At 54.7% G+C, this 26,481-nt stretch carries 22 protein-coding genes and 1 tRNA gene; 11 read left to right on the forward strand and 12 right to left on the reverse strand.

All coding sequences use genetic code 11. The annotated features are described in order from the left end of the window. Window positions 1-4: 4 nt before the first annotated feature. Complete coding sequence (locus KB213_RS07835; RefSeq protein ID WP_211681924.1) at window positions 5-1,453, reverse strand: NAD(P)-dependent oxidoreductase; 1,449 nt, start codon at window positions 1,451-1,453, stop codon at window positions 5-7. Window positions 1,454-1,942: 489 nt separating this feature from the next. Here KB213_RS07835 and KB213_RS07840 point away from each other — a divergent pair. From KB213_RS07840 to lptB, 6 genes are all read left to right on the forward strand, one after another. Continuing rightward, window positions 1,943-2,029: transfer RNA gene (locus KB213_RS07840), tRNA-Leu, on the forward strand. 79 nt (window positions 2,030-2,108) lie between these two features. Then, a complete protein-coding gene (locus KB213_RS07845; RefSeq protein ID WP_211681926.1) occupies window positions 2,109-2,753 on the forward strand; it encodes a ribonuclease D in 645 nt (214 codons plus the stop codon). Between the two features lie 7 nt (window positions 2,754-2,760). After that, entirely contained in the window at window positions 2,761-3,753 is a 993-nt protein-coding gene (locus KB213_RS07850; RefSeq protein ID WP_211681928.1) for a KpsF/GutQ family sugar-phosphate isomerase, read from the forward strand. Next, a complete protein-coding gene (gene lptC / locus KB213_RS07855) occupies window positions 3,750-4,535 on the forward strand; it encodes an LPS export ABC transporter periplasmic protein LptC (protein ID WP_346266687.1) in 786 nt (261 codons plus the stop codon). Before KB213_RS07850 ends, lptC begins: the two co-directional genes overlap by 4 nt. Beyond that, entirely contained in the window at window positions 4,532-5,482 is a 951-nt protein-coding gene (locus tag KB213_RS07860) for an LptA/OstA family protein (protein WP_249110359.1), read from the forward strand. Before lptC ends, KB213_RS07860 begins: the two co-directional genes overlap by 4 nt. A gap of 10 nt (window positions 5,483-5,492) precedes the next feature. Continuing rightward, window positions 5,493-6,260 carry an LPS export ABC transporter ATP-binding protein gene (gene lptB / locus KB213_RS07865; protein WP_211681930.1) on the forward strand — a complete coding sequence of 256 codons (768 nt, stop codon included), beginning with the start codon at window positions 5,493-5,495 and terminating at the stop codon, window positions 6,258-6,260. Between the two features lie 67 nt (window positions 6,261-6,327). Here lptB and KB213_RS07870 read toward each other — a convergent pair whose 3' ends face one another. Beyond that, complete coding sequence (locus KB213_RS07870; RefSeq protein ID WP_211681932.1) at window positions 6,328-6,483, reverse strand: hypothetical protein; 156 nt, start codon at window positions 6,481-6,483, stop codon at window positions 6,328-6,330. Window positions 6,484-6,805: 322 nt separating this feature from the next. Beyond that, complete coding sequence (locus tag KB213_RS07875; protein WP_211682024.1) at window positions 6,806-8,143, reverse strand: RsmB/NOP family class I SAM-dependent RNA methyltransferase; 1,338 nt, start codon at window positions 8,141-8,143, stop codon at window positions 6,806-6,808. Between the two features lie 53 nt (window positions 8,144-8,196). Here KB213_RS07875 and KB213_RS07880 point away from each other — a divergent pair, with 53 nt between their 5' ends. The 5 genes from KB213_RS07880 to KB213_RS07900 all read left to right on the forward strand — a co-directional run bounded on the left by KB213_RS07880 (window position 8,197) and on the right by KB213_RS07900 (window position 13,888). Further along, complete coding sequence (locus KB213_RS07880; protein ID WP_211681934.1) at window positions 8,197-8,883, forward strand: YggS family pyridoxal phosphate-dependent enzyme; 687 nt, start codon at window positions 8,197-8,199, stop codon at window positions 8,881-8,883. A gap of 141 nt (window positions 8,884-9,024) precedes the next feature. Further along, window positions 9,025-11,028, forward strand: a complete 2,004-nt coding sequence (locus KB213_RS07885; protein WP_211681936.1) for a potassium transporter Kup — start codon at window positions 9,025-9,027, stop codon at window positions 11,026-11,028. Further along, entirely contained in the window at window positions 11,025-12,176 is a 1,152-nt protein-coding gene (hemW, locus tag KB213_RS07890) for a radical SAM family heme chaperone HemW (RefSeq protein ID WP_211681938.1), read from the forward strand. Before KB213_RS07885 ends, hemW begins: the two co-directional genes overlap by 4 nt. Before the next feature lie 179 nt (window positions 12,177-12,355). Beyond that, window positions 12,356-13,450: a nucleoside hydrolase gene (locus KB213_RS07895; protein ID WP_211681940.1), complete on the forward strand. Its 1,095-nt coding sequence runs from the start codon at window positions 12,356-12,358 to the stop codon at window positions 13,448-13,450. A gap of 24 nt (window positions 13,451-13,474) precedes the next feature. After that, window positions 13,475-13,888, forward strand: a complete 414-nt coding sequence (locus tag KB213_RS07900) for a DUF1489 family protein (protein WP_068169431.1) — start codon at window positions 13,475-13,477, stop codon at window positions 13,886-13,888. 95 nt (window positions 13,889-13,983) lie between these two features. Here the strand turns inward: KB213_RS07900 and KB213_RS07905 are convergent, their stop codons facing one another. The 9 genes from KB213_RS07905 to nusA form a co-directional block, all read right to left on the reverse strand. Then, on the reverse strand, window positions 13,984-15,948 hold the full coding sequence (locus tag KB213_RS07905; protein WP_211681942.1) for an FUSC family protein: 1,965 nt from the start codon (window positions 15,946-15,948) through the stop codon (window positions 13,984-13,986). A gap of 4 nt (window positions 15,949-15,952) precedes the next feature. Further along, on the reverse strand, window positions 15,953-17,371 hold the full coding sequence (locus KB213_RS07910; protein ID WP_211681944.1) for an NAD(P)H-dependent flavin oxidoreductase: 1,419 nt from the start codon (window positions 17,369-17,371) through the stop codon (window positions 15,953-15,955). An 82-nt stretch (window positions 17,372-17,453) separates the two neighbouring features. Continuing rightward, the gene (gene pnp, locus KB213_RS07915) at window positions 17,454-19,604 is read right to left on the reverse strand and encodes a polyribonucleotide nucleotidyltransferase (RefSeq protein ID WP_211681946.1); all 2,151 of its coding nucleotides are present in this window, start codon (window positions 19,602-19,604) and stop codon (window positions 17,454-17,456) included. A 204-nt stretch (window positions 19,605-19,808) separates the two neighbouring features. Continuing rightward, a complete protein-coding gene (rpsO, locus tag KB213_RS07920; RefSeq protein WP_068169420.1) occupies window positions 19,809-20,078 on the reverse strand; it encodes a 30S ribosomal protein S15 in 270 nt (89 codons plus the stop codon). Next, window positions 20,062-21,039 (reverse strand): tRNA pseudouridine(55) synthase TruB, encoded by a 978-nt coding sequence (gene truB / locus KB213_RS07925; protein WP_211681948.1) that lies wholly within the window; start codon window positions 21,037-21,039, stop codon window positions 20,062-20,064. The genes rpsO and truB overlap by 17 nt, the downstream gene beginning before the upstream one ends. A gap of 15 nt (window positions 21,040-21,054) precedes the next feature. Further along, entirely contained in the window at window positions 21,055-21,447 is a 393-nt protein-coding gene (gene rbfA, locus KB213_RS07930) for a 30S ribosome-binding factor RbfA (protein ID WP_408903732.1), read from the reverse strand. A gap of 14 nt (window positions 21,448-21,461) precedes the next feature. Then, the gene (gene infB / locus KB213_RS07935; protein ID WP_211681952.1) at window positions 21,462-24,239 is read right to left on the reverse strand and encodes a translation initiation factor IF-2; all 2,778 of its coding nucleotides are present in this window, start codon (window positions 24,237-24,239) and stop codon (window positions 21,462-21,464) included. Beyond that, window positions 24,236-24,952, reverse strand: coding sequence for an RNA-binding protein (locus KB213_RS07940; RefSeq protein ID WP_249110360.1), 717 nt, complete (start codon window positions 24,950-24,952; stop codon window positions 24,236-24,238). Before KB213_RS07940 ends, infB begins: the two co-directional genes overlap by 4 nt. Further along, window positions 24,921-26,480: a transcription termination factor NusA gene (nusA, locus tag KB213_RS07945; protein WP_211681954.1), complete on the reverse strand. Its 1,560-nt coding sequence runs from the start codon at window positions 26,478-26,480 to the stop codon at window positions 24,921-24,923. Before nusA ends, KB213_RS07940 begins: the two co-directional genes overlap by 32 nt. Between the last annotated feature and the right edge of the window lies 1 nt (window position 26,481).

A 26,481-nucleotide genomic window follows, 5' to 3' on the forward strand; every position in this document is an offset into this window, starting at 1 on the left:
TCGTTCACTCCGCCGCTTCCAGCGTGTCCTGCCCCATCAGGGAACCATCTTCAAATGCACGGTGAATAGCGTCTGCCGCATCGCGCCCATCCTTAATGGCCCACACCACCAAGCTCGCCCCGCGCACAATATCACCGCCAGCGAAAACACCCGGCAGACTTGTTTCAAACCCACGCGGCGGCACTTTCAACGTCCCCCAGCGTGTCACAGCCAAGTCAGGCTCTTCCCATTGTCCCGGCAAATCTTCTGGATCAAAGCCCAAAGCACGGATGACAAGGTCACCTTCCACAATGGCATGTTGTCCTGTTGCCTCAATCGAGCGGCGGCCTGTCGCATCTGGTGTACCCAAACGCATCTTCTGCACACGCACGCCCGAAACCTGCTCATCTCCCAAGAACGCATCCGGAGCTGAGAGCCACTCAAACCGAGCACCCTCTTCCTCAGCATTATACACTTCCTGGCGGGAGCCCGGCATATTAGCTCGGTCACGACGATACACGCAGGTCACTTCTGCCGCACCTTGGCGGATAGAGGTACGCACACAATCCATCGCCGTGTCGCCACCACCGATCACAACAACCCGACGACCTTTCGCATGCAGCGCCACATCATTACCGGGGTCTTCATGGTAGCCACGACGATTAGACGCAGTCAGAAAATCAATGGCATTCACCACACCAGTCAACTCAGAACCGGGCACATTAATCGCGCGCGAACGATATACACCCGTTGCTAAGAACACGGCGTGATGGCGCGTCCGTAAGTCTGCCAGAGACGTCTCACCAGTACCTGCGCCAATCGGCGTTGACAGATGGAAGATCACCCCCTGCTCTTCCAACAGCTTCCAACGGCGTTCAACCACATCTTTTTCAAGCTTGAAGCTCGGTATGCCGTAGGTCAGCAAACCACCGACACGGTCTTGGCGCTCATACACATGCACCTCATACCCTTTACGACGCAGGCGCTCAGCACATGCCAACCCTGCGGGGCCAGACCCGACAATCCCAACACTCCGTTGGATCTCATGATCTGGCTTAACCGGCTTCACCCACCCCTCGGCAAAGGCATTTTCCGTAACAAAGCGTTCAACAGCGCCAATCGTGACACTCTCAAAACCCTTATTGATCACGCAATTACCTTCACACAGACGATCTTGTGGGCAAATGCGGCCACAGATTTCTGGGAACGTATTGGTCGCTGCAGACATTTCATAAGCGTCCTGCAATCGGTTTTCCGCCGTGAGCTTCAACCAATCAGGAATATTATTCCCTAACGGACAATGCACAGAGCAAAACGGAATGCCGCATTGTGAACACCGAGAAGCCTGCTCTTCTGCGCGGGCACGCGCGAAACCTTGATAGATTTCACCAAAATCCTGCTTCCGCTCCTCTGCGCTACGCTTCTCAGGCAGCTTTTGAGAGAGCTCGACGAATTGCAGCATTCGCTCCGTCATGCACCCACACTCCTCTTCTCAATGCTCAACACACGCAGCAAGTCCCCTCACCCGCGCCACAGAACACGTTATTTTTTAAGTTTCTCCCTGCTAAAACCTCACCCGCAACAATAATAGTCAGCATTACTGACCTATTTTTTTATTCAATCGATCAAGAAATGATCAATGCGCCTCAATTTTTAATAATAAGGTCCTTTTCGGACCCAATTGTTGAGAATGACTATCAAAAACAACTAGTTTAGTTGTTTTATATCAATATCTTATGAGTATTTTTGTTTTTTAAACGTAATATCCAAAATTGGCCACCACACACCTTCAAGCATATGCCCCATTCCAAAAACTCATACCAAAGACACCTCAATTCATCTTTTTTACATTTTTATGGATATTCACCATTTTCACCATTGACGCCGCCACCCCGTCGGGCTAAACGCCTCTTCACCGAGCCGGAGCGCTTCAGGAAACTGAAACGAAAACGGTGGCCTCTATGCCCAGATGGCGGAATTGGTAGACGCGCAGGTTTCAGGTACCTGTGTCCGAAAGGACGTGGAAGTTCGAGTCTTCTTCTGGGCACCATTACTTTATAGATCAGGCCGGATCGGCCCCCAACTACTGGCCGCATCGCCCTGCATCTTCAAAACAGCGGTGATACGACATGAGCCAGCAGAACGCCATCCATCTTCATGACGGCGACCTGCCGGCAGATCTCGACCTCGGATCAGTTGTCGCCATTGACACTGAGACCATGGGCCTCAACCCACATCGTGACCGCTTGTGCCTCGTACAGCTTTCTTCCGGCAATGGCGAAGCGCATCTCGTGCAAATACGCCCCACGTCCCTTGGTGGCCGCGGCGCAGATGCCCCCAACCTTAAAGCCCTGATCAGCAACCCCAACATCACCAAGCTCATGCATTTTGCACGCTTCGATGTTGCCGTGCTTCAACATACATTCGGCGTTGATGTTCCATCCGTCCTTTGTACAAAAATTGCCGCACGCCTTGTTTATACCTTCACAGACCGCCACGGCCTCGCTTATCTGTGCCGTGACCTTCTCGGCGTTGAACTCAGCAAGCAACAACAAAGTTCTGACTGGGGCTCCCCAACCTTAAGCGAAGACCAAATGCGCTATGCGGCATCAGACGTCTTGTACCTGCATGCGCTTTGGGCCAAGCTCGAAGCTATGCTGATCCGTGAAAACCGCCGCGACCTCGCACAGTCTTGCTACGACTTCCTTTCCGCGCGCGCAAAACTGGATCTACTCGGCTACGAAGACCCCGATATTTTCTCACATCGCGCCTAACACCCAGATGTCCCAGCCTTCAGCAAGCCTGCACGCTCACCAGTCAGCATACCAAACCCTGCTCACAGAACGCGCAGGGCTGGAGGCTCTCAGCACCGCTCTCAACGGCCCCCTCGGCCGCTCCTTTGACGATGCGGTACGAATGATCTTTGACTGCACAGGTCGCCTCGCCGTCACAGGCATCGGAAAATCCGGTCATATTGGACGCAAGATTCAAGCGACCCTCGCGTCAACCGGCACCCCCTCTCTCTTTATTCACCCCGCTGAAGCTGCCCACGGGGATCTCGGCATGCTGGCTGAAGGCGATCTTATTCTCGCCCTCTCCAACTCAGGGGAAACAGCAGAACTCGCCGCAATATTAACCTACGCCGCACGCCGCAATATTAACGTCATCGCCATCACCGCTATGGCTGATTCCGCTTTAGCCCGCGCCGCCTCACTCACCCTCCTTCTTCCGCGCGCCTCTGAAGCATGCCCAATGGGTCTTGCCCCCACCACAAGCACGCTCATGCAACTGGCCTTGGGAGATGCACTCGCTATCGCCCTACTGGAACGTCGTAATTTCACCGCTGAAGATTTTGGTACATTCCACCCCGGCGGTCGCCTCGGCGCGCAATTACGCCCAGTCCGTGACCTCATGCACTCAGGCGATGCACTTCCTTTAGGCCAGCCAGATCTTTCCTTGCAGGATGTTATTCTTGAAATGACACGCAAGACATTCGGCTGCATGGGTGTTATCAATGACGAAGGCGCCCTGTGCGGCCTGATTACAGACGCAGATTTGCGTCATGCCCTTCTGGGCAACTTGCACACCATCACCGCAAGGGACGTCATGAATCATAACCCCATCACGACGACCCCATCGACGTTGGCTCAAGATGCATTACGTCAGATGAATGCACGCTCCAAACCCATCACAAGCCTCTTTGTCCTTGATCAAAACCAGCGACCAGTCGGCATTGTACATCTCCATGACCTCCTTCGCGCAGGCCTCCGGTGAACCAAGAAACCCCACCGTCTAACGGCCCAATACCTCGCCCTCAGCGGGATGATTTCAGCCAAGAGCGCCGCGAAACGATTTCACGATTGGACGCCCTGCGTCAGGCAGCGCTTGAGCGGGACCGCGCCATCCCAAACGCACAGGATCTTGCTCGCCGCCGCACAGTCGTTGCTTTTGCAAAAAAAGCTCTTCCGACGTTAGCTATTCTACTGCTCGTTTCTATCGCCGCATGGCCCGAGGTCACGCATCTCGTCAGCCAGAACCGCGCTGCCATGCGTGAAATGGCACGCCTCCGCGTCGAAAGCGGCAATATGGAAGATGCCGTATATCGTGGCCTTGATGAACACCAACGCCCCTACACGATTTCAGCCCGCGTCACTCACCAAGACGGACCAGACCGCGTTGACCTGACCAACCCCGTGGCCGACATTATGCTACCGGGCTCTGGCTGGGCACAAATCCAAGCCGATCGCGGGGTCTATATGCAGCACGAACAGACACTGAACCTAGACGGACATGTTGTTTTGTATCGTGACGACGGCACCCTACTCAATGGCCCCTCCGCCGATCTGGACTTAAAACATGACGTCGTCGCCTCCCATGACAGCGTCCATGCAGAAGGCCCTTTTGGCACAGAAGATGCTCAGGGGTATTTTCTGGATCAACATGAGGGTATCATGCAGTTCACCGGTGCGGGACAAACCGTCCGGTTTGACGATTCCAGTACTGGGACACAATCTGGGCCTCAGCCCTCACCCAAAGGAGCACATACGGCACCATGATGCGTCCCTTTCAAACCCACCTCCTCAGCGCACTAACCGCACTGCTCTGCACCGCAGCACCACTCTGCATCAGCACAGCCCACGCGACTGCAGGAGAACAAGACCTTTCACACGGCCAAACCGTCAAATTGTTTTGGAAGGGTGAAGAAGTTTATGATCGTAACTCTCAAACCGTCACCCTCAGCGGCGGCGCGCGGGCTATTCGTGGCGATGTCACCGTCGATGCTGATACGCTAATCGGCTACCTCCGCAAAAAGAACCAACCGACCCAAGACCCTCAGCAAAAAAGCGATAGCTCCGACCCCATGAGCGGCTCGCTGGAACTTTACCGGCTCGAAGCCCGTGGACACGTCCATGTCTACAATCAGGCAGACCAAGCATGGGGGGACCGCGGCATGTATGACATGGACCAAGCAGTCATGCTGCTCACAGGCCATGCTCTGCGCCTCACAACTCCACAAGACATTCTAACCGCGCGTGATGTCATGGAATATCATGCACGAGATCACATGTCCGTCGGGCGCGGCAATGCTACCGTGACCACCAATGACGGCAAACAAGTCCAAGCGGATGTACTCGCTGCTTACACCGCCCCACAAAGCACAACACCCACAACACCAGCCCCACAATCTGCCAATACGAATACCACCAATGGCCCACTGGGCGGCGGCAGTTCAAAACTTGACCGCGCCTATGGTTGGGGTCATGTCATTATTCGTACGCAGAACCAGACAGCCACAGGCGATCGCGGCGTCTATGTGGCCGATAGCCAAATCGCACGTTTGATTGGTCATGTGCATGTGACACAAGGCCAAAATCAAAATAACGGTTCCCAAGCTATCGTGAACATGAAAACGGGCATTGCCACCATGCTGCCCGGCAGCGATTCTCCCATCCAAGGGCTTGTCGTTCCCAATGAAGCCGCCCCGTCTCAGCCGCATAAGTGACCAAACCACCGTGACTTCTGAAACCTCTCCCAGCACCACCCACACACTCAACACCAGCACTGGCTTGGTCGCAACAGGCATCGGCAAAACGTATAAAAAGCGTGCCGTTGTTCAAAACGTCTCGCTCAAAGTGCAGCGTGGTGAGGCCGTGGGCCTACTCGGCCCAAACGGAGCGGGCAAAACAACTAGCTTCTACATGATCGTCGGCCTCGTACAGCCGGACACTGGCTCCATCACACTGGATGGCGCAGAAATCACAGAACTCCCCATGTACCGCCGTGCTCGCTTAGGCGTTGGTTACCTCCCACAAGAAGCCAGCATCTTCCGCGGCCTCAATGTTGAGCAAAACATTATGGCTGCGCTTGAAGTCATTGAAGCTGACCCAGATGTACGAGAAACCATGCTCGACGGCCTCTTGGCTGAGTTTGGCATTACACATCTCCGTCGCTCCCCTTCTCTAGCACTTTCCGGCGGGGAACGTCGCCGTTTAGAGATTGCCCGCGCCCTCGCCAGCCAACCCAACTATATTCTCTTGGATGAACCACTCGCGGGCATTGACCCTATTGCCGTCAGTGAAATCCGTGACCTTGTTTCACACCTAAAAGACCGTGGCATCGGCGTACTGATCACAGACCATAACGTCCGTGAAACTCTTGAGGTCATTGACCGCGCTTACATCATGCATGGCGGGCAAGTCTTAATGGAAGGCACCCCCGAGGCGATCGTCGCCAATGAAGATGTTCGCCGGGTCTATCTGGGTGAAAATTTCTCTCTCTAAAAACACAAAAAACCACTCAATAGAGCGCTTGTCTATTGAGTGGTTTCTATAAGAATTCACCTTCATATTAAGGAAAATTTCCATTCCCAACCAAAGGTGAATAAGAAACACTATCCGGAACACTAGAACGTGATACATCACCAATAGATGAGCACGCAGCCAACATTGATAATGATAAACCAATAATACCAGCCTTAACAATAAAACGACTATTCTTTGTCATGATGTGAGACCTCCTTTTCTCAAGAAGGTTTATGCTTATTCGGTCTTATAATTAGAAATCGTTTGATATTATATGTGTCATAAGCACCGGCCACCCCGATCTTGGCCTCTCAATAGCTCCAGATCGCAAGCCAATGCCGTGACGCTATGAAGGCACTTTGTGCACGCCAAAAAGAACGCACCCGTCCCTAGCTATACATCATTAAAAGCATCATTGGTGCAAAAGCGCCTAGGCATCCCAGGCTGTGTAAAAGATGCCTTGAACATTCGCATGCTTGCGGAGGCTCAGGCTCAATCGGCCAGCCCCCGCAAACATGCCGCCCTCACACGCGGATCAAGCGCGCAGCGAAGAACCCATCCATACCGCCGCGGTCCTGCCACAAGCCCGGATGTGTCCGGAAATAACCTTCCGCCGTGCGTGCCGCCGCCATAGATGACAGTTCATCTTCAGAGAACGGATCCAAACGCCAACCGCCACGCTCCAACGCAGCGGCGACACGTTCCGGCCCTTCCTCATCCTGAAGAGAGCACACCGCGTACAGCATCATGCCACCCGGCTTCAGCATATCGCGCACAGCATCAATGAAATTGTCCTGCGCTTCAGCTAGCGCCACAACATCACGCGGGCGTTTAATCCACAGCACATCTGGGTGACGACGGAATGTCCCCGTTGCCGAACATGGCGCATCCAACAGCACCGCATCTACCGCGTCTTTCGGCTTCCATGTCAAAGCATCAGCCTCAACAACCTGCACCGTTTCCAGCTTCAAACGCTTGATATTTTCTCGCAAACGCTCCGCTCGCGGCGCTTCTCGTTCAACAGCCGTAACCGTAGCCCCTGCATGCGCTAATTGTGCCGTCTTGCCACCGGGAGCCGCACACAAATCAACAACCGTTTTACCTGATACGTCACCCATCAGACGTACCGGCATCGCCGCAGCAACATCCTGCGCCCAGAATGCCCCGTCCTCAAAGCCTTCCAACTCTGCAATACGTGTCCCGGCGGGAAAACGTACACTCCCAGTCGGCAGTTCTTCGCCGTCATTCGGTACAGCAGCCCCCGGCTGCAACGTTAAATCCAACGGAGCCTCACGATGCAATCCACGTGAAATCGCACGGGCGCGCGCACCCCATGCACTCCACAACCAAGGCGGAACATCCAAACGCGCTTCGTCCAACCCCTCACGCAAAGTCGCCCCTTCGCGTGAGACACGGCGCAGCACCGCATTGGCCAGCCCAGCGAAAGGCGCAAGACCACGACGGCGCAACAAATCAACAATCGTACCCACCGCAGCATGCGGCGGCGTCTCCAAATGCAAAAGCTGAGCCACGCCCAACAGTAAGGCACAACGTACCGGCTCTGGTGGCTCACGGCGCAATAAAGGTTGCAGCAATTCCGTCATGCTGCCCATATGGCGGAGTGTCGTTGCCGCTAGACGATGCGCTGATGAGCGGTCGCGCGCTTCCATCGCGCCCGCACGGTCCAATGTCGTCTCCAACATACGCCGATGCTCAACAACACCACAAACAATATCAAAAGCAAGATCCCGTGTTGGATCTGCAGACGGACGCGCGGAACGTCCAGAGAACTTGCCTGAAGGCTTGCCGGAAGGTGCTTTACGGGGACCGCGTGACCCGCGGTTGGTGGTCGGTTTATTCATATATGACGAAATCGCATCTTGCGGCGCTCGACGCAATGGCGTCATGTGCCTTCATGTCTGACATTATTGCTTGCAACCTCGATAAGATTCGAAACCGCATCCGTAACGCATGCGTCGAAGCAGGACGCGCGGCCGATGCCACACAACTTGTCGCCGTCAGTAAATTCCACCCATTAGAATCGATTGAAGCAGCCTTAGCAGCTGGCCAACGTCTTTTTGGTGAGAACCGCGTACAGGAAGCGGCCACGAAATTCCCAGTGCTCCGATCACGCTATCCGGATCTATTGCTCCATATTATTGGTGGCCTGCAAACAAACAAAGCCCTCGAGGCCTGCCGTATTGCCGATGTCATCGAAACTTTAGACCGCCCCTCTCTCCTCACGGCCATCGACAAAGCTACGCAGAAAACTGGCCGTTTACCGCGCCTTTATGTGCAAATTAATACTGGCAATGAGCCACAAAAATTCGGCACCCCCCGAGAACAAGCCGACAAGTTCATTGAACAAGCTCTCCAAACCTTTGGCCCAGCCGTAAAGGGTCTCATGTGCATCCCGCCGGAAAATGAAGAGCCACACACGCATTTTCAGCTTCTCGCACAGCTTGCGCACCGCCACGGCCTCAAAACACTCTCCATGGGCATGTCCGCCGATTTCGAGACTGCAATCGCCCACGGAGCCACACATGTTCGTGTGGGTAGCGCGATCTTCGGAGGCCGCCCTACCCCCCCCACAAAAGAGTAAATTATTTTTCACTCTTGGACATGTCTTCGCCGTCAGAATCGTATTACTTGCGTCAAAGGCGAAAATCTTGTCATGAAAGGGGCATTGGTGGTCGAGCCATTCCCAGATGGCTCGGAAGCAAAGCCCAAAACGGAACCCTTCATGTCCGATCAAAACGGCCAAAATACATCTTCGCCCTCTTCTCAGAAGGAGGCTCCTCACGACAATGGGGAGGCCCCCAAACCTGCCAGCACAAGCGCGCCGGTTACACTGGATGAAGGTAGAGACAGTACACACCCCTCCAAGCCCGCAGGCGCAGGTGCGCTGGTGGCGGTCCTTGGCGTGGTATTCGGCGATATCGGCACAAGCCCGCTTTATGCGCTTCAATCTTCCGTTAATGCCATTGGTGGCGACAAACATGCCGTCCCCCATGTTGATATTCTCGGCCTCGCCAGTCTGACATTCTGGGCACTAATGCTGATTGTGACGATCAAATACGTCATTCTCATCATGCGTGCAGACCATAATGGCGAAGGCGGGATCATCGCACTGATGTCCCTTGCACAACGCGTCGCCAAATCTCCACGCTTACGCTGGCTCTTCGGCCTCGCAGGAATTGCAGGGAGTTGCTTATTCTTCGGGGATAGCATCATTACCCCTGCCGTCTCCGTTCTGTCCGCTATTGAAGGCATCGAAGTCGCGGTTCCATCGGCAAGCCATATCATTATCCCACTCGCCATTGTCGTCTTGGCGGCTTTATTCGCAGCACAGGGCTTCGGCACAGGGAAAATTGGCCGCGCTTTTGGCCCGATCATGGTGCTGTGGTTCGCGACCCTAGCCGTCTTGGGTATTCGCGGCATTATGCTCTACCCGCAGGTCGCGCTAGCTCTATCCCCCAGCTTTGCTTTGAGCTTTATCGCCACGCACGGAACATTATCATTTGTCGCACTCGGTTCTGTCGTGCTCTCCGTAACAGGGGCTGAAGCACTCTATGCCGATATGGGCCACTTTGGACGGTCCCCCATCCGTAAGGCATGGATGTTCTTCGTCCTTCCGGCCCTCACACTCAATTATTTTGGCCAAGCGGCATTACTCATTAAAGACCCCAGCACGTTATCCAACCCATTCTACCACCTCGGCCCAGCATGGGCACAAGTACCGCTGCTCATTCTGGCAACATTTGCAACTGTCATCGCCTCTCAGGCCGGTATTTCGGGCAGTTTCTCTTTGTGCCGCCAACTGATCCAACTGGGTTACCTACCGCGCACGCGTATCATCCATACGAACCCATCAGAAGAAGCACAGATCTATCTGCCCTCCCTGAACTGGATCCTCGGTTTTGGTGCCATCGTCTTGGTGCTGGCCTTCCAGTCTTCTGCCGCGTTGGCTGCCGCATACGGCATCGCTGTGACAGGCACATTCTTGTGCACCTGTGTCCTCGCTATGGTTGTGTTCCGGCGTACATTCAAATGGAGCGCCATCAGCGTTGGAATCGTCTTCGGCTTCCTCTTCATCGTGGACAGCGTCTTCTTCTCGGCCAACTTGCTGAAAATTCCAGATGGTGGCTGGGTCCCGCTGGCGATCGGCACCATCAGTACCATCCTCATGACCACATGGAAGCGTGGCCGTAGTTTGTTGACCAACCGTCAACAATCCGACTCTATGCCCATGGGGTCCTTCCTGAACAGACTGCCACAATCACGTACTGTGCGCGTGCCCGGCTTAGCCGTGTTCCTCACGGCAAACCCAGACAACGTCCCCAACTCGTTGTTACACAACCTCAAACACAATAAAGTCCTGCACGAGCACGTTCTCTTCGTCACCGTCCAAAACTTAGACCAGCCCGAAGCAGAGCGTGACCAACGCACCATTGTGGAAGAATTGGCCCCCAATATTTACCGGGTCATCGTGCGCTATGGTTTCATGGAAATGCCCAACCTACCGCGCGCACTGCAGGAACTGAAATCCTTGGATGTCGCTTTCGACCCCATCCAAGCCTCCTACTTCACCTCACACGAACTCGTCGTTCGTTCACGCGTCCCAAAAATGTCGCTCTGGCGTATGTGGATCTTCCTGCTGCTGTTGCGTAACGCAACATCGGCTACGGAATTCTTCCGTATTCCACCGGATCGCGTGGTCGAATTCGGCGTACGGATAGCCATTTGACCGACAGTCTCTCCCTCTACATCCACTGGCCGTTTTGTCTGGCGAAATGTCCTTATTGTGATTTCAACTCTCACGTCCGAGACGAAATCCCACAAAAGCGTTTCGCCGCAGCACTACGCCGTGAACTTGCCCATGATGCCGCCCGCCTTGGCCGCCGTCGCCTCAATGCCATTTTCTTTGGCGGCGGCACGCCATCCCTCATGGCCCCTGAAACGGTCGCTGCCTTAATCGAAGATGCAAAAACGCTCTTTGACCCCGTACCCGACCTCGAAATCACGCTCGAAGCCAACCCAACCAGCGTAGAGGCTAGCCGCCTCGCAGCTTTTCGAGAGGCAGGCGTAAACCGCGTTTCCCTCGGTATTCAAAGCCTCCGTGAAGATGCTTTACGCCTCTTAGGCCGAGAGCATTCTGCTCCCCAAGCCATCAAAGCTTTGGAGACGGCGCGCGCCCTCTTCCCCCGTATTTCGTTTGACCTAATCTATGCCCGCCCCGGCCAAAGTCCCGCAGATTGGAGCGATGAACTCTCCACAGCACTCGACCTCGTGGCAGATCACCTCTCCCTGTATCAACTCACCATTGAACCGGGCACGAAATACGAAGCCCTACACCGCCGTGGCGAAATTACCCTGCCAGATGATGAGACAGCCGCTACACTTTACACCCTCACCGGAGATGTCGCCGCAACCCGCGGCCTCCTACCCTATGAGGTGTCTAACTACGCAAAACCGGGCTGCGAAAGCCGCCATAACCTAACCTATTGGCGCTATCAGGATTACCTCGGCATTGGCCCCGGCGCACATGGCCGTATGACCTTTAACAGCACCCTCCACGCCACACGCCGCCACCGCGCCCCCGAACCTTGGGCCGAACTCGTTGAAAAACACGGCACAGGCAGCCGGGAAGAAACGCCCCTCAGCGCAGAGGAACGTGGCCGTGAATCGCTGCTTATGGGCTTACGCCTGACAGAGGGCATCAACGCTGCTGCGTTTCAAAACCGTACTAGCCGCTCCCTAACAGACTGCATGGACCCAGATATTCTCACCGCATGCCTAGAAGAAGATTACCTCTCTTTCGACGGCACAACCCTCCGTGCCACGTCAGAAGGGCGCTTACGCCTTGAATCGCTCCTAGCGCGGCTCGTGCTGTAAGACACACATCAACGAGCGGCCTATAGGTAGAACTCTTCACACGCATAGGCCGCTTACCGTAAAACTCCCTCGAAAACACAAGCCAGTCACCATCCCACCTCCCCTTCACAGAAACGCTTGTCTTTTCCTGTATAATTAGACGATTATTACGGTATCACGATATTTTAGGACGATAGACCTTGCTCCGTTTCCGTTCACTCGCGTCACTCGCCGCACTTCTCACCTTCTCTACCGCCTCCGCGGCGCTCCACGCAGCAGACACAGCCCCTCAATACGTCGTGGAAGATAATGACTGGCTTGGCCCAGGCGGCTCAGATATCCAGTCCGTCATCCCCCTGCTCAACCGCCCCAATGTCTCGGTCCTCGGCCTCACCGTCGTCATGGGTGATGACTGGGAAAACGCAGAATCAGCGCATATCCGCCGCTTTCTCGAGATTGCCCACCAAACACAAATCCCCGTAGCCGAAGGCGCAACCCTGCCTCTCGTCAACACCGTTGAAGCAACACGCCTGCGCGAACAACAATACGGCACCATTCCTTGGAAAGGCGCATGGGGCGGCCTCGGCAGCATTGATCATACACCGGCAACACAGCCTGCCCTCGGCCACCTGCCAGAAGGCATGCCACATCTCGCAGCAGACACCACTCACGCAGCAGAATTCCTGATCCGCGCCGTGCACGCACACCCGCATCAGGTCACCGTTGTGGCCGCTGGTCCGCTGACAAACTTAGCCCTAGCCATTCGCATGGACCCCACCTTTGCGAGTACGGCCAAACAGCTTGTTTTCATGGGTGGCCTGCTTGATGCCAGCATGACATCCGTCACAGGCAACGCAGATTTCGCCTCTGACTTCAACATGATCACAGACCCAGAGGCTGCACATATCACCCTCACAGCACCTTGGGCGTCTATCACCTGCGTCGGCAACGTCTCTAACGATATCATGATGACCCCAGCTCTCATGAACCGTATGGATGCCAAACATACACCTGCGACTGACTACCTGAAGCGCTTCTTCTCCCCGCTGCCGCTATGGGATGAGCTCACTTCTGCCATCGCCGTTGAACCTAACCTCGTCACCAAATCTGTTGACGCCTATATGGATATCAACACAGCATCAGGTATGGATTACGGCCATGCCCATGTCTGGCCCGACAGCACAGCACCTAAGAACGTGGGCCTCAACAAAGTCCATATCGTGCTCTCAGTCGACACCGCGCGCTTCTTGAATGAGTTTGTCGCTCAATCACAAAACGCAATGGGTCAACACTAACAGCGTCACGAACGGCACCGCTCCATGCTGCATATGATCAAACTTGCCGTTGGCTGTCCAACGATCGATGCACTGCGGGAGCGGATGCAACACCCACGCTTTCAAGGGCATGGTGCCATTACAACACGCACCATGCCCAAACGCGCAGACGAGATCCTCAACAAAGGATCTCTCTACCGGGTACTCAACGGCCTGATCCTCTGCCGGCAGCCTATCATCGGGTTAGAGCCTTACGAACGCCCAGACGGTAGCACTGGCACACTCATCCTCGTCTCGGATGAGATTATACCTGTCCAGCCCCGCGCCATGCGTCCCTTCCAAGGCTGGCGCTACCTCAAAGCAGAAGATGCCCCCGCAGATCTCGGAGCCATCTCAGATGGCGTAGCAGACCTACCACCGCGCCTGCATAAAATTTTAAGCGAACTCGCTCTCTGTTAATTTAAAGCGGCAGCGAACCGTTTTTCGACCCAGTGTCTAAATGAACGGGCACCGTCTACGCGCAATTGAGCCTTCTTTTACCAACGTAACGCGCGTCATACCGGCCCAGCCCAATCACGCGCTGCCAAAGCCGCCGCCACCCGGCCACTCTCTAATTCGGCTGTCACAGGAGCCAAGGGCGCCCCTTCCATCAGCGCATCCGCCTTTTGCGTCCAATAAGCCGCTAATTCCGCATTTCCACGACAAAGCCCCGCTGCAATATCAAAACGCAGCAAGGTCACCTCTCCACTTAATAGACGTATTTCTCGCAATAAGGCATGTGCCGCCTCATACTTCTGCCCAACAAAAGACATCCCCCCCAGCAAAGGCAAAGCACCGCGCGCAAACTCCGCACGCGTCGTCGCAACCCCCGCCTGCCGCTGGAAGCGATCCGCAACCATGTCAGATTTTTCATCAAGAACAGATGCAAGATAACGAAAATTACTAATCAACGACTGACGTAACAACCCGCTCATATCTTGTGTCTGATGTTGTGGAAACACGAGGAAGGCACAAACAACACCCACCACGCTGCCCAAAGTATTATCCACAATTCGTAGCCATGCCACCCCATGAGCCGGCATGATCATTTCCGTCACCACAATAAATTGAGCCGTCAAAAACAAGACAAGCATCGTATAATTCACGGCCCGCATCGCAATTGCTGCAACCACGAACAGCGCATCCGCAACCATCATTTCAGGTGCCGCAGGCAAAAATGGCCGCGCCAAAAGCACTAACGCCCCACCACCAATCGTCCCCAAAATACGTTCTACAGCACGTATCAGTGTCGTGTGGCCGGAAGGTTGCACCACCAGAACAACGGCAACCAGTGCCCAAAAACCGTACTCCAACCCCGACCAAAACGTAGCCAAATGCGTCATAACCAACGCCACAGCCAACCGAAATGCATGCCGCCAATGGACACGCGTCAACCGATGCTCCGCTCGTACGGTCTCCGTATCAAAAGGCACATACACATCACGCAAAAGACCACGTGAAATTGTCGCTAATGTCCGCGCACTCGAAGCCACTAATGCTCCGATTGGCCCGCTGTCTACTCGTACACTATTCGCCAAATCATGAGCATGTCGCTCTAAATGCAGCCACTCTGGCACAGGCGCGATAACCTGCTCACTTGCCTCCTGACATAATGCCGAAAAGGCCGCTAAAATACCTCGCGCTTCAAAATCCATGCCACGCTTCTGCGCCAAGTGCTCAACAGCCAGCATCGCCGTAAATAAGCGCTCCGCCCCCGTCAAAGACGCAATCAAACGCCCCCGAAGCACCGCACTTCCATGCCCCGAATCAATCTGTAGTGTGACTGCACGCGCGCGCTCAATGGCCGTACGCACGGTTTGCCGATGCAACGTCTCACGCAAACGTCCTGCCGCCAACTCACCGGTCATAACCGTCAACAAGCGATAACACTGAGCCACAGCACGGCGCGCAGGAGCATAAGGATGCAAAGGCCACAGAAGAAGGCACAACACCATCGCCCACACGCCACCAGCCAAATAGGCAGCGACAACCTTCAAGGCAACCAATGGGTCATGCGTTGGAAAACCAACCCCAGCAGCCATCGTACACCCTAAAAGCGCACAAAGCAGAGCCGTCGTCGCCGAGAAAACCCGCCCCAACCCAACACCGATACCGGCGAGAGCCAACCACGACAACACCATCCATAGAGGCCCTGCCGCAATCCACACGGTAACCCCTGCTAGGACAGCCCCCACTACCGTCAAACTGCCCAAAATACGCAGTTCTTCCCGTCGCGTACCGCCCGGCTCTAACAAGCAGCTCCAAAACGCAACAAACGACGCCCAAACCAGCGTCGCATCATGCCAATATAATGCTGGAAAAAGTGCTGTGACCGTCGCCACAGCAGCACGCCCCCCCTCAGCCGGTGCAATTTGCTCAGGGCTAAGAGGAACGGAATGCCGCGCTAACCAATGGGAAAGCGCCATGAAGGGACTGGTGCGCGCAGACGCTGGCTTTTGAACCCCATCCCTCCATTTCATCGTGTTATTTACCTGTCAGAATACGCTCAACCAATTGCCCAACCGTCGGCACAAAACCATTCGCATAGAACGGGTCCGAACCAAAACGCCAAGCCGATGTACCACCAAACATCAGATTGTTATCAACAACCTCATCCGCATGTTCATCATTGGCTGTATGCGCAATCGTCTGCAACGTCTTCTGAATACAGAATGAACGTGGATCAGCCTTTTGACCATTCGTAAACGGCTCACGCTGCAACCAATTAGAGAAGCGACAAGCCGACAAACAGCCCATACACGCAGCCTGATCGGCGAGAATAGTACGCGCGTCTTCCGGCGTAACAAACACCACCGTATCATCTGGCGTTGGCAAGACCTTCGTAAAGCCTGCTTCTTCCCACGCTGCAATCTTGGCACGGTCATCCGCTGAGACGAACATCTCACGGCGCCGCGCCCCCATTGCATAAACCGTGTCATGCGCATCATCCGCACTGCTACGAATAGAGACCTGACGCTCCGAACGCGCACGCAAATCCTGCATGAAGCTATTATTCACAGCAGAAGAATAGAAACCTGTTGGCGAGAAGCGATTGAGATAAACATCACCCTCTTTCAGGTTTTGCAGACGGCGCTTCCATGCGTCAGGAATAGGGCTTTCCTGCGTCAAAAGCGGGCGTGTGCCAAACTGGAAAGCAACCGGGCCAACCTCAGGGTTACCGAGCCAGTGTTCCCACTCTTCCAAATGCCAAACACCGCCAGCCATAATGATCGGCGTCTCATCCAGACCATAACGGCGCATGACTTTGCGTAATTCAATAACGCGCGGCAGCGGATCTTCTGGGCACAACGGATCTTCCGTATTGGAAAGACCATTATGACCACCAGCACGCCATGGATCCTCATAAACCACACCACCCAGCAACTCAGATGTTTTGCTGAATGACCGACGCCACAGCGCATTAAACGCACGCCCTGAAGAGACAATCGGATAATATGGAATATTGAACTTCGCTGCGATGTCCGACAGACGGTACGGCATACCCGCACCACATGTCACACCGTGGATCAAACCCGGTACAGCTTCTAAAATGCCCGTGATAACTTCTTCAGCACCACCCATTTCCCACAGAATATTGGCGTGAATACGCCCCTTCCCGCCGGAAATTTCATGAGCAATTTTTGCCTGAGCAATACCACCTTCGATCCCGTAACGGATCAATTCATGCTGACGCTCACGACGTGTCCGCGCATGATACACCTGAGGGATAGGGTTGCCTTGCTCATCATAGCTGTCTGCATTCACAGCAGAGAGAGTGCCAATGCCACCTGCAGCAGCCCAATGCCCTGCAGAAACACCGGTCGATACGGCTACGCCCTTGCCCCCCTCGACCAAGGGTAAAACGTCTTGGCCACCAAAGCGGAGGGTATCAATCGACTTCATGGGGACTCAATGTCTCCGATACACAAAAAAACGGGAGCGGGGTTAACTTCCCCGCCCCCCATAACATCAGCCGAAACGCAGCTTATTCAGCGTCACGACGGGGCGGACGTCCTGGCTTTGCACCAACACTTTCCGTGATATCGGCACCAGTTTGCTGATCGACAACCCGCATGGACAACTTCACCTTGCCGCGATCATCAAAACCAACAACCATGACCTTAACAGCATCGCCTTGCTTCACAACATCGGTCGTTTTCGCAACGCGACCTTGCGCCAGTTCAGAAATATGAACCAGCCCATCACGCGGGCCAAGGAAGTTTACAAACGCACCGAAGTCAGCCGTCTTTACAACCTTACCGTCATAGATACGGCCGATTTCTGGCTCTGCAACAATTCCTTCAATACGAGAAATTGCTTTTTGTGCCTGCTCATCATTCGATGCAGCAATCGTGATGACGCCGTCATCATTGATATCCACCTTGGCACCGGAGAATTCAACGATTTCACGAATGACCTTACCGCCGGAACCGATCACATCACGGATCTTTTCCTTAGCAATGTTCAACGTCGTGATCTTAGGCGCATTGGTGGAAACGTCAGAACGACCTTCCGTCAGTGCCTTCGCCATCTCACCAAGGATATGAACACGACCTTCACGTGCCTGCTCCAGAGCAATCTTCATGATTTCTGGCGTGATGGACGTAATCTTAATGTCCATCTGCAGGGCGGTCACACCTTCAGATGTACCCGCAACCTTGAAGTCCATGTCCCCAAGATGATCTTCATCACCCAAGATGTCGGACAGAACAGCAAAACCACGCTCTTCCTTGATCAGACCCATCGCAATACCTGCAACCGGACGTGGCAGCGGCACACCCGCATCCATCAGCGCCAGTGAGGAACCGCAAACGGTTGCCATGGAAGATGAGCCATTGCTTTCCGTGATCTCAGAAACAACGCGCATCGTGTACGGGAATTGCTCCTTGGTCGGCAGCAATGGGTGCAGCGCACGCCATGCCAGCTTACCATGGCCAATCTCACGACGGCCTGGGCTACCCATACGACCACACTCACCAACCGAGTATGGAGGGAAGTTATAATGCAGCATGAAGTTTGAGCGATATTCGCCTTCAAGGGCGTCAATCACCTGCTCATCTTGGCCCGTACCCAGCGTAGCAACAACCAGCGCCTGTGTTTCACCACGCGTAAAGAGTGATGAACCATGTGCACGCGGCAGAATGCCAACTTCAGAAAGGATCGGACGAACCGTCTTCAGATCACGGCCATCAATACGCTGACCGGTCTTCAGAATGGAACCACGTACAACATGCGCTTCCAGTTCCTTCAGAAGCGGTTTAGCGATCGACAGATCGTGACCTTCTTCTTCCAGCACTTCATTGATGCGCTCTTTCGCTTCCGCCACCTTCTGGTAACGCGCTTGCTTTACGCGTTCCTTGTACGCTTCCGCGATCAGCTTGGTGCCAACCTTATCAACGCGCTTACGCAGAGCAATTTCTTCCTTGCTCGGCGCTGGCAGATCCCAAGGTGCCTTCGCAGCATGCTCAGCCAGATCAATGATTGCATCGATCACAGCTTGGAATGACGTGTGACCAAGTGTCACAGCTTCCAGCATCAGTTCTTCTGAGAGCTCGCTTGCTTCTGACTCAACCATCAGCACGCCTTCAGACGTACCGGCCACCATCAGGTCCAGCGTGCTGTCCTTCATATCCGCCAATGCTGGGTTCACGACCAGCTTGCCATCCAGCAAACCCACACGCGCTGCTGCAATCGGACCAAAGAACGGAATACCAGACAGCGTCAATGCTGCCGAACAACCGATCATCGCAACCAATGCTGGGTCATTTTCCATATCATGGCTCAGAACCGTCGCCGTGATCTGAACTTCATTACGGAAATTATCCGGGAACAGCGGACGAATCGGACGATCGATCAAACGAGCCGTCAGCACTTCGGCTTCTGACGGACGGCCTTCGCGCTTAAAGAACCCGCCTGGGATCTTACCTGCAGCGTAAGCTTTTTCTTGATAGTTAACCGTGAGAGGGAAGAAATCTTGCCCTGGGTTCACGCTTTTCGCGCCAACAGCCGTACACAACACAACCGTGTCGCCATACGTAACCATTACAGCGCCATCAGCCTGACGGGCGATCTTACCGGTTTCAAGGATCAGCGGGCGACCTGCCCACTCAATTTCCTTACGGAAGTAATCGAACATTTCGTTCTCCTGTCTCAAGGATCAATACCATCGTCTGGACGACCGGCAGGTGGCGGAGCAGCGTTTCGGACGGCATGGCGGTGGTGGCAGAGTCGTCTGGCACGACACCATGTGGCCTGAAACGCCGGTCGCGCACCCGCACCGCCGAGGGTCCGGATGGCACAACGGGCTGGATTGTAACAGAACAATCCAGCCCTTGCATAATTAGCGACGCAGGCCGAGGCGCTGAATCACAGCTTGGTAACGAGCCTGATTCTTACGCTTCAGATAGTCCAGCATGCTACGACGCTGACCAACCAGCATCAACAGACCACGACGTGAGTGGAAGTCCTTCTTATGGGTCTTCAGGTGCTCAGTCAGGTTAACAATACGCTCCGTCAGCAGTGCAACCTGCACTTCTGGCGAACCCGTATCGGTTTCGCTTTGACGGTATTCAGCGATAAGCGCCGTGCGGCGTTCAGCAGTAATCGACATCGTGTTCTCCAAAAAATTCGTGATTTTCTAGCATACGCACCGCTCTCAACCGTCCATCACGGATCTGGCAAAGACCAAGCACGTGCTCTCCGATCATCGCGCGCCACAAAAGATCACTCTCTTGCCACTGAGCCGGCATGGGATGCGTAAGAGTCATAGGATCAAGTGATTGACCCCAGACCAGCATCTTTCCCTCTGCTGCGGTAACGGCCAGCGCCGGGATGTCGACCAGCGCGGTCGCCGCCTCCAACAAAGGAACCGGAAGAGCATCGGCGTTGTCTACAGTTTCTGGCGATTTGTCCAGTGCTATCTCATCAAACTTCCGCGCATGGCTCAAATCAAATGGGCCACAGCGCGTCCGGCGCAAGACAGAGATATGCCCTACCGTGCCGCAAGCTAGCGCAATATCCCGCGCAAGAGAGCGCATATACACTCCCTTACCAGACTGCACTTCAAACAACGCCGTATCCGCATCCGGGCGGTCCACTAAACGAACAGAATCAATACGTGCTGGCCGTGGCGGCAAATCAGGAGGCCGCCCTTCCCGTGCCATTTCATAAGCACGACGCCCTTGAACACGCAGCGCAGAAAAGACGGGTGGCACCTGCATCACATTCCCTGTCAAAGCAGGTAATACCGCACGAATCGCGTCATCCGTCGGTCTATGATCAGAGGTAGCCAGCACCTCACCTTCACGATCATCCGTGGTACGATTCTCTCCCAAATGTAGCGTGAAGCTATAACACTTCGTTGCATCCATAATGTAGGGAATCGTCCGTGTTGCCTTACCAAAAGCAATCGGGAGAATACCAGAGGCCAAGGGATCCAATGTCCCACCATGGCCTGCCTTACGTGCCCCGAACCCCCAACGTAGGCGATTCACCATATCGGTAGAGGTCGGGCCGAGTGGCTTATCTAGAATGAGCCACCCATCAATATCACGTCCACGTCGCTTGGACATGTTTTTAACCTGCCCTCAGTCCAGATCGCGGCGCACTTCTGGAGAGCGCAGAATCTGATCGAGTTCCATTGCGTTATCCAATGCCGTGTCCGGCTGAAAATGCACTTCCGGTACAATGCGTAAACGCATGGTCTTAGACAATGCTTTCCGCAAAAACGGAGCTGCCCGCTTCAATGCTGGCAAAACTTCGTCAATGTCCGTGCGCCCGAGACGAGCAACGAAAGCCGTAGCATGGCGGAAGTCCGGAGAAATCCGAACCTCCGTCACAGTCACATGGACATCAAACAACTCAGGGTCGCGAAACTCCGTGCGCGCGAAAACGTCCGAAAGAACGCGCCGCACTTCTTCCGCCACCCGTAATTGGCGTGTGCTGGGGCCGTCAGCAGCAATGCCAGCAGGCCCCTTTATGTCATGACGTGAACTCAAGCTGGGATCACTTCCATTTCATAGCATTCGACGACATCGCCTTCACGCAGGTCATTGAAACCAGCGAAGGAAAGACCGCACTCATAGCCACGCGCAACTTCCTTGACGTCATCCTTGAAGCGCTTGAGCTGGCTGAGATCACCTTCATGGATCACAACGTTCTCACGCAGCAAGCGGACGCCACAGCCACGCTTGACCTGACCTTCGGTAACATAGCAACCGGCAACCTTGCCTGTCTTGGTAATATTGAAGACCTGACGGATCTCCGCATAACCCAAGAACTTCTCACGATGCTTCGGCGCAACCTTACCCTTGACCAACTGCTCAACATCATCAGCAACCTGATAAATAATTGAGTAGTAGCGGATATCCACGCTCTCACGCTGCGCCAGTTCACGCGCCTGCGTCGTTGCACGGACGTTAAACGCCACGATCACGGCATTCGAGGCTTTCGCAAGCTGAATGTCACTTTCCGTAATCTGACCCACACTTGCGTTCAGAACACGGACCGCCACTTCTTCATGCGCCAACTTCTGCACAGTCGCTGCAATCGCTTCGGCGGAACCCTGCACGTCAGCCTTAATCAGCAGTGCAACTTCCTTCTGCACGCCAGCCTGAATACGTGCCAACATCTGATCCAGAGTGCCACGCGCCGCAACCTGCGCCGCAGCTGACTTCTCTTTAATCTTCCGCTGACGGAACTCACTGATTTCACGAGCGCGGGTATCGTTCTCAACTACGACAAACGCTTCACCAGCACCCGGCACACCCGTCAGGCCCAGCACTTCTACTGGCACAGACGGACCTGCTTCTTTCAACTGGCGACCACGATCATCCAGAACGGCACGAACACGTCCCCACTCAGCGCCAGCAACAACGATATCACCACGCTTCAGAGTACCCTTCTGCACCAAGACAGATGCAACAGGGCCACGGCCACGATCCAGACGGCTCTCAATCACTGCACCTTCAGCAATACGCTTCGGGTTCGCCTTGAGGTCGAGCATCTCAGCTTGCAGCAGGATCGCTTCTTCAAGCTTATCCAAGCCCGTACGCTTCAGCGCAGATACTTCAACATCCTGCGTGTCACCACTCATTGCTTCAACCACAATTTCATGGCTCAGCAACTCTTGGCGAACACGGTCAGGGTTAGCACCCGGCTTATCAATCTTATTGATTGCCACGATCAACGGCGCATTGGCTGCCTTCGCATGCTTAATCGCTTCAATCGTTTGCGGCATCACACCATCATCAGCAGCGACCACCAATACAACGATATCTGTGACAGACGCACCACGTGCACGCATTGACGTAAACGCTTCATGGCCCGGTGTATCCAAGAAGGTAATCTTCTTACCTGATGGCACCTGAACCTGATACGCACCAATATGCTGTGTAATACCACCCGCTTCACCAGCGGCCACGTCAGTTGTGCGCAGCGCATCAAGCAAAGATGTCTTACCATGGTCAACGTGACCCATAATGGTCACAACCGGTGCACGTGGTGCCAGATCTTCTGCGCGATCCTCGACACCTTCAATGCCGATTTCCACATCGCTTTCAGAAACACGCTTCACACGGTGACCGAATTCTTCAACCACCAGTTCTGCCGTATCTGCATCAATGCTCTGTGCAGCTGTTGCCATAACACCCATTTTCATGAGTGCCTTGATCACTTCGCCCTGACGGGAGGCCATACGGTTAGCAAGCTCAGCAACCGTGATCGTTTCTGGCACGATCACATCACGAACCACACGCACCTGGTCAGAACGCAGACGCTCCAACTCAGCCTGACGGCGTTCACGATCACGCTGACGACGTACAGAAGCCAATGAGCGGGTCTTGCCGTCATCACCTTCAATCGCCGCACGTACGTCAATCCGACCGCTACGACGTGCACCACCGGCGCTACCCTTACGCTGCTGCGAAGAGGATGGCGAAGAAGAACGACGCGCTGGCGCACCGCCACCTACATTGCCCTTGCGAGCGGGGCGACGCTCTTCCTCTGGCCCTGCGGCTGCCGCAGCGGCATTATTACGCAAGTGCAGAGTTTCCGCGCGGTTACCACCAGATGATGCCGGAGCCGCTGGACGCGCCTTCTGCACTGGGCGCGCTGGCATAATCGCGCGTTCAGCCAATGGACGCAGACGTTCCGTCGGCGCAGCCAACTGCACCCCACCCGTTGAGTGTGCGCGCGGATCTAGAGGAGCGCGACGTGCCTCTTCTTCTGCTGCACGCTCAGCGGCACGTTGCGCAGCTTCCGCCGCAGCAGCTTCCGCAGCTTGTGCGGCCGCTGCATCGCGTGCCTCAGCGGCTTCATGCGCTTTACGCTCATTTGCCTCAGCAGCATCACGCTCCGCCTGCAAGCGCGCTTCCTCATCAGCCTTACGCTGCGCTTCCGCTGCAGACATAATCTGAATTTTTTCAGCTTCGCGGCGTGCAGCCTCTTCTGCTGCTGCCTTGCGTTGCGCTTCCAGAACGCGTTGACGTGTCGCCAACTCAGATGCCGTCAGCGCACGACCGCCAGCACCACCACGGGCACCACGACCGGAACCGCCCGGGCCACCCGAAGGACGCTTCGGTTTGCGCACTTCGACCTGCACTTCTTTGGAGCGGCCATGACTGAAGCTTTGACGCACTGACCCAGCACCGACCGTGCGGCCACCCTCTTTCCGTCCACCTGGACGCAGGGACAGTCGGGCCGATTTATTCTGCTCTCCACCCTGGGTAGGGGTCTGCTTTCCGTCCTGGTTGCGCTCGTTGCCGTCGCTCATAGTTCTGCCTGTTCCTCACTGCCCCCATCAGGGCCTGGAGGCAGCAAACCCGCTACCCCCGAAAATCTCTCATGCTCGGTGATCAAGCGCTGCGCCAACGCACCTTGCGTCAACACAACATAGACCGCCCGTTCCCGTCCGAACGCCGAGGTTAAGATCCGATCTGGGACCACAACCATCGGTATATCACGCCGCCCCGACATCAGTCGGGCACACTCATCGGGACTACCCGTCTGCGACCGAACGACCAGCGCTGCTTTGCCAGAAATCAACCATTCCCGGCATTTTTGAAAACCACAGACCGCCTGCCCTGCCCGACGTGCCAAACTGACAACATCAGCCATACGGCGAACCAACCCTGCTTCCACAAGATCAGCCAACCCTTCAGGGACAACAACCTGGGCTTTGGTCGCCCGGGCGAATGCCTGTCGTATGCGTGGGCTATCTATCACATCCCGCCGCGCACTCAACCACATTCCTCGCCCAGGTAGGCGCCCCGCCACATCGGGGAACACCTGCTGACCTGGCCCCACGACGAAACGTATCATCGCTGCGGAGCTTTTTACCTCCCGCGTGACGAGGCAACGTCGCTCAGAAATAGGCTTTTTACCGCCTTTTTCTAAAGAAACATTGCCACCGTCTTCATCACGGTCAAGGGCAGTGCCATCAGTATCGGATAACTCAGACGTCGCCCGACTCCTCATGTGTTTCATTGTGAGACGGTGCTTCACTTTCTGAGGATTCGTCCTCAAACCAGTGAGCACGAGCCGCCATGATCACTTCATTAGCCGTCTCTTCGTCCATCGAATCGCCTCCGAGGATTTCAACCAGTTCATCACCAGCCAGATCCCCGAGATCATCCAATGTCTTCACGCCCTTTTCACCAAGCGTAACCAGCATTTGGTTCGTGAATACGCCTAGATCAACCACCTGATCTGTCACACCAAGGGCTTTACGCTTGTCATCAAGCTCCTGCTCCTTGCTGGCCAGATAATCATTGGCACGATCCATCAGCTCTTCAGCAACGCTTTCATCGAAACCTTCGATGTCATGCAAGTCTGAAGGCTCAGCGTAAGCCAACTCTTCAATGGTGTGATACCCTTCTGTCACCAGAAGACCAGCAATCACATCATCAACATCAAGCGACTCAACGAAGAGGTTGCTACGCTTACGGAATTCTTCCTGACGACGCTCGGATTCTTCCGCTTCCGTCAAAATATCAATATCCCAGCGCGTCAATTGACTTGCCAAACGCACGTTCTGACCACGACGACCAATTGCCAAAGACAACTGCTCATCCGGCACCACAACTTCAACGCGCCCAGCTTCTTCGTCCATCACGACTTTGCTGACTTCCGCAGGCGCCAGAGCATTTACAACGAAGGTTGCTGCTTCAGGGCTCCACGGAATAATGTCGATTTTCTCACCCTGGAGCTCAGCAACCACCGCCTGCACACGTGAACCACGCATACCAACGCAAGCACCGACCGGGTCAATCGCCGCATCACGTGAAATCACCGCCATCTTAGCGCGCGAACCCGGATCACGGGCCACAGCCTTAATTTCGATGATGCCATCGTAAATTTCAGGCACTTCCTGAGCAAACAATTTTGCCAAGAAAGCCGGATGAGTACGCGACAGGAAGATCTGCGGACCACGCGTCTCATCACGTACATCATAGATGTAAGCGCGGACACGTTCAGAATTACGGAACGCTTCACGGGGGATCAACTCATCACGGCGCAACAAAGCTTCCGTGCTACCGATCTCAACCATAAGGTTGCCGTATTCCGTACGCTTAACCGTACCGTTAACGACTTCGCCTACACGATCCTTGAACTCATCGTACTGACGCTTACGCTCATATTCACGCACACGCTGAACGATAACTTGCTTCGCTGTTTGCGCAGCAATACGGCCAAAATCGATCGGCGGCAGCGGATCAACCAAATGCTCACCGACGTTAATTTCTGGCTGAAACTTACGCGCGATATGCACTGGGATCTGCGTATCTTCGTTTTCTACCTCTTCGACCACTTCGGTCCAACGGCTCAAACGAACTTCGCCTGTCTTACGATCAATCGTCGCGCGAATATCTTTTTCATGGCCATATTTGGCGCGACCAGCCTTCTGGATGGCCTGCTCCATTGCCTCCAGCACCTCATCACGATCAATATTTTTCTCGCGAGAGACCGCATCCGCCACCAAAAGCAATTCGGGACGGCTCACAGATGTGTCCATT

Source organism: Neokomagataea anthophila, assembly GCF_018122595.1.
Taxonomy (GTDB): Bacteria; Pseudomonadota; Alphaproteobacteria; order Acetobacterales; family Acetobacteraceae; genus Gluconobacter; species Gluconobacter anthophilus.

What these genes read in the sequence shown, in the direction of transcription:
- KB213_RS07940 (WP_249110360.1), bottom strand. Translation starts at nt 24,952, where the DNA reads ATGAAACACATGAGGAGTCGGGCGACGTCTGAGTTATCCGATACTGAT.
- KB213_RS07845 (WP_211681926.1), top strand. Translation starts at nt 2,109, where the DNA reads ATGAGCCAGCAGAACGCCATCCATCTTCATGACGGCGACCTGCCGGCA.
- nusA (WP_211681954.1), bottom strand. Translation starts at nt 26,480, where the DNA reads ATGGACACATCTGTGAGCCGTCCCGAATTGCTTTTGGTGGCGGATGCG.
- KB213_RS07835 (WP_211681924.1), bottom strand. Translation starts at nt 1,453, where the DNA reads ATGACGGAGCGAATGCTGCAATTCGTCGAGCTCTCTCAAAAGCTGCCT.
- KB213_RS07870 (WP_211681932.1), bottom strand. Translation starts at nt 6,483, where the DNA reads ATGACAAAGAATAGTCGTTTTATTGTTAAGGCTGGTATTATTGGTTTA.
- KB213_RS07850 (WP_211681928.1), top strand. Translation starts at nt 2,761, where the DNA reads ATGTCCCAGCCTTCAGCAAGCCTGCACGCTCACCAGTCAGCATACCAA.
- pnp (WP_211681946.1), bottom strand. Translation starts at nt 19,604, where the DNA reads ATGTTCGATTACTTCCGTAAGGAAATTGAGTGGGCAGGTCGCCCGCTG.
- KB213_RS07905 (WP_211681942.1), bottom strand. Translation starts at nt 15,948, where the DNA reads ATGAAATGGAGGGATGGGGTTCAAAAGCCAGCGTCTGCGCGCACCAGT.
- KB213_RS07880 (WP_211681934.1), top strand. Translation starts at nt 8,197, where the DNA reads ATGTCTGACATTATTGCTTGCAACCTCGATAAGATTCGAAACCGCATC.
- KB213_RS07900 (WP_068169431.1), top strand. Translation starts at nt 13,475, where the DNA reads ATGCTGCATATGATCAAACTTGCCGTTGGCTGTCCAACGATCGATGCA.
- KB213_RS07910 (WP_211681944.1), bottom strand. Translation starts at nt 17,371, where the DNA reads ATGAAGTCGATTGATACCCTCCGCTTTGGTGGCCAAGACGTTTTACCC.
- truB (WP_211681948.1), bottom strand. Translation starts at nt 21,039, where the DNA reads ATGTCCAAGCGACGTGGACGTGATATTGATGGGTGGCTCATTCTAGAT.
- infB (WP_211681952.1), bottom strand. Translation starts at nt 24,239, where the DNA reads ATGAGCGACGGCAACGAGCGCAACCAGGACGGAAAGCAGACCCCTACC.
- KB213_RS07860 (WP_249110359.1), top strand. Translation starts at nt 4,532, where the DNA reads ATGATGCGTCCCTTTCAAACCCACCTCCTCAGCGCACTAACCGCACTG.
- rpsO (WP_068169420.1), bottom strand. Translation starts at nt 20,078, where the DNA reads ATGTCGATTACTGCTGAACGCCGCACGGCGCTTATCGCTGAATACCGT.
- KB213_RS07885 (WP_211681936.1), top strand. Translation starts at nt 9,025, where the DNA reads ATGTCCGATCAAAACGGCCAAAATACATCTTCGCCCTCTTCTCAGAAG.
- KB213_RS07875 (WP_211682024.1), bottom strand. Translation starts at nt 8,143, where the DNA reads ATGAATAAACCGACCACCAACCGCGGGTCACGCGGTCCCCGTAAAGCA.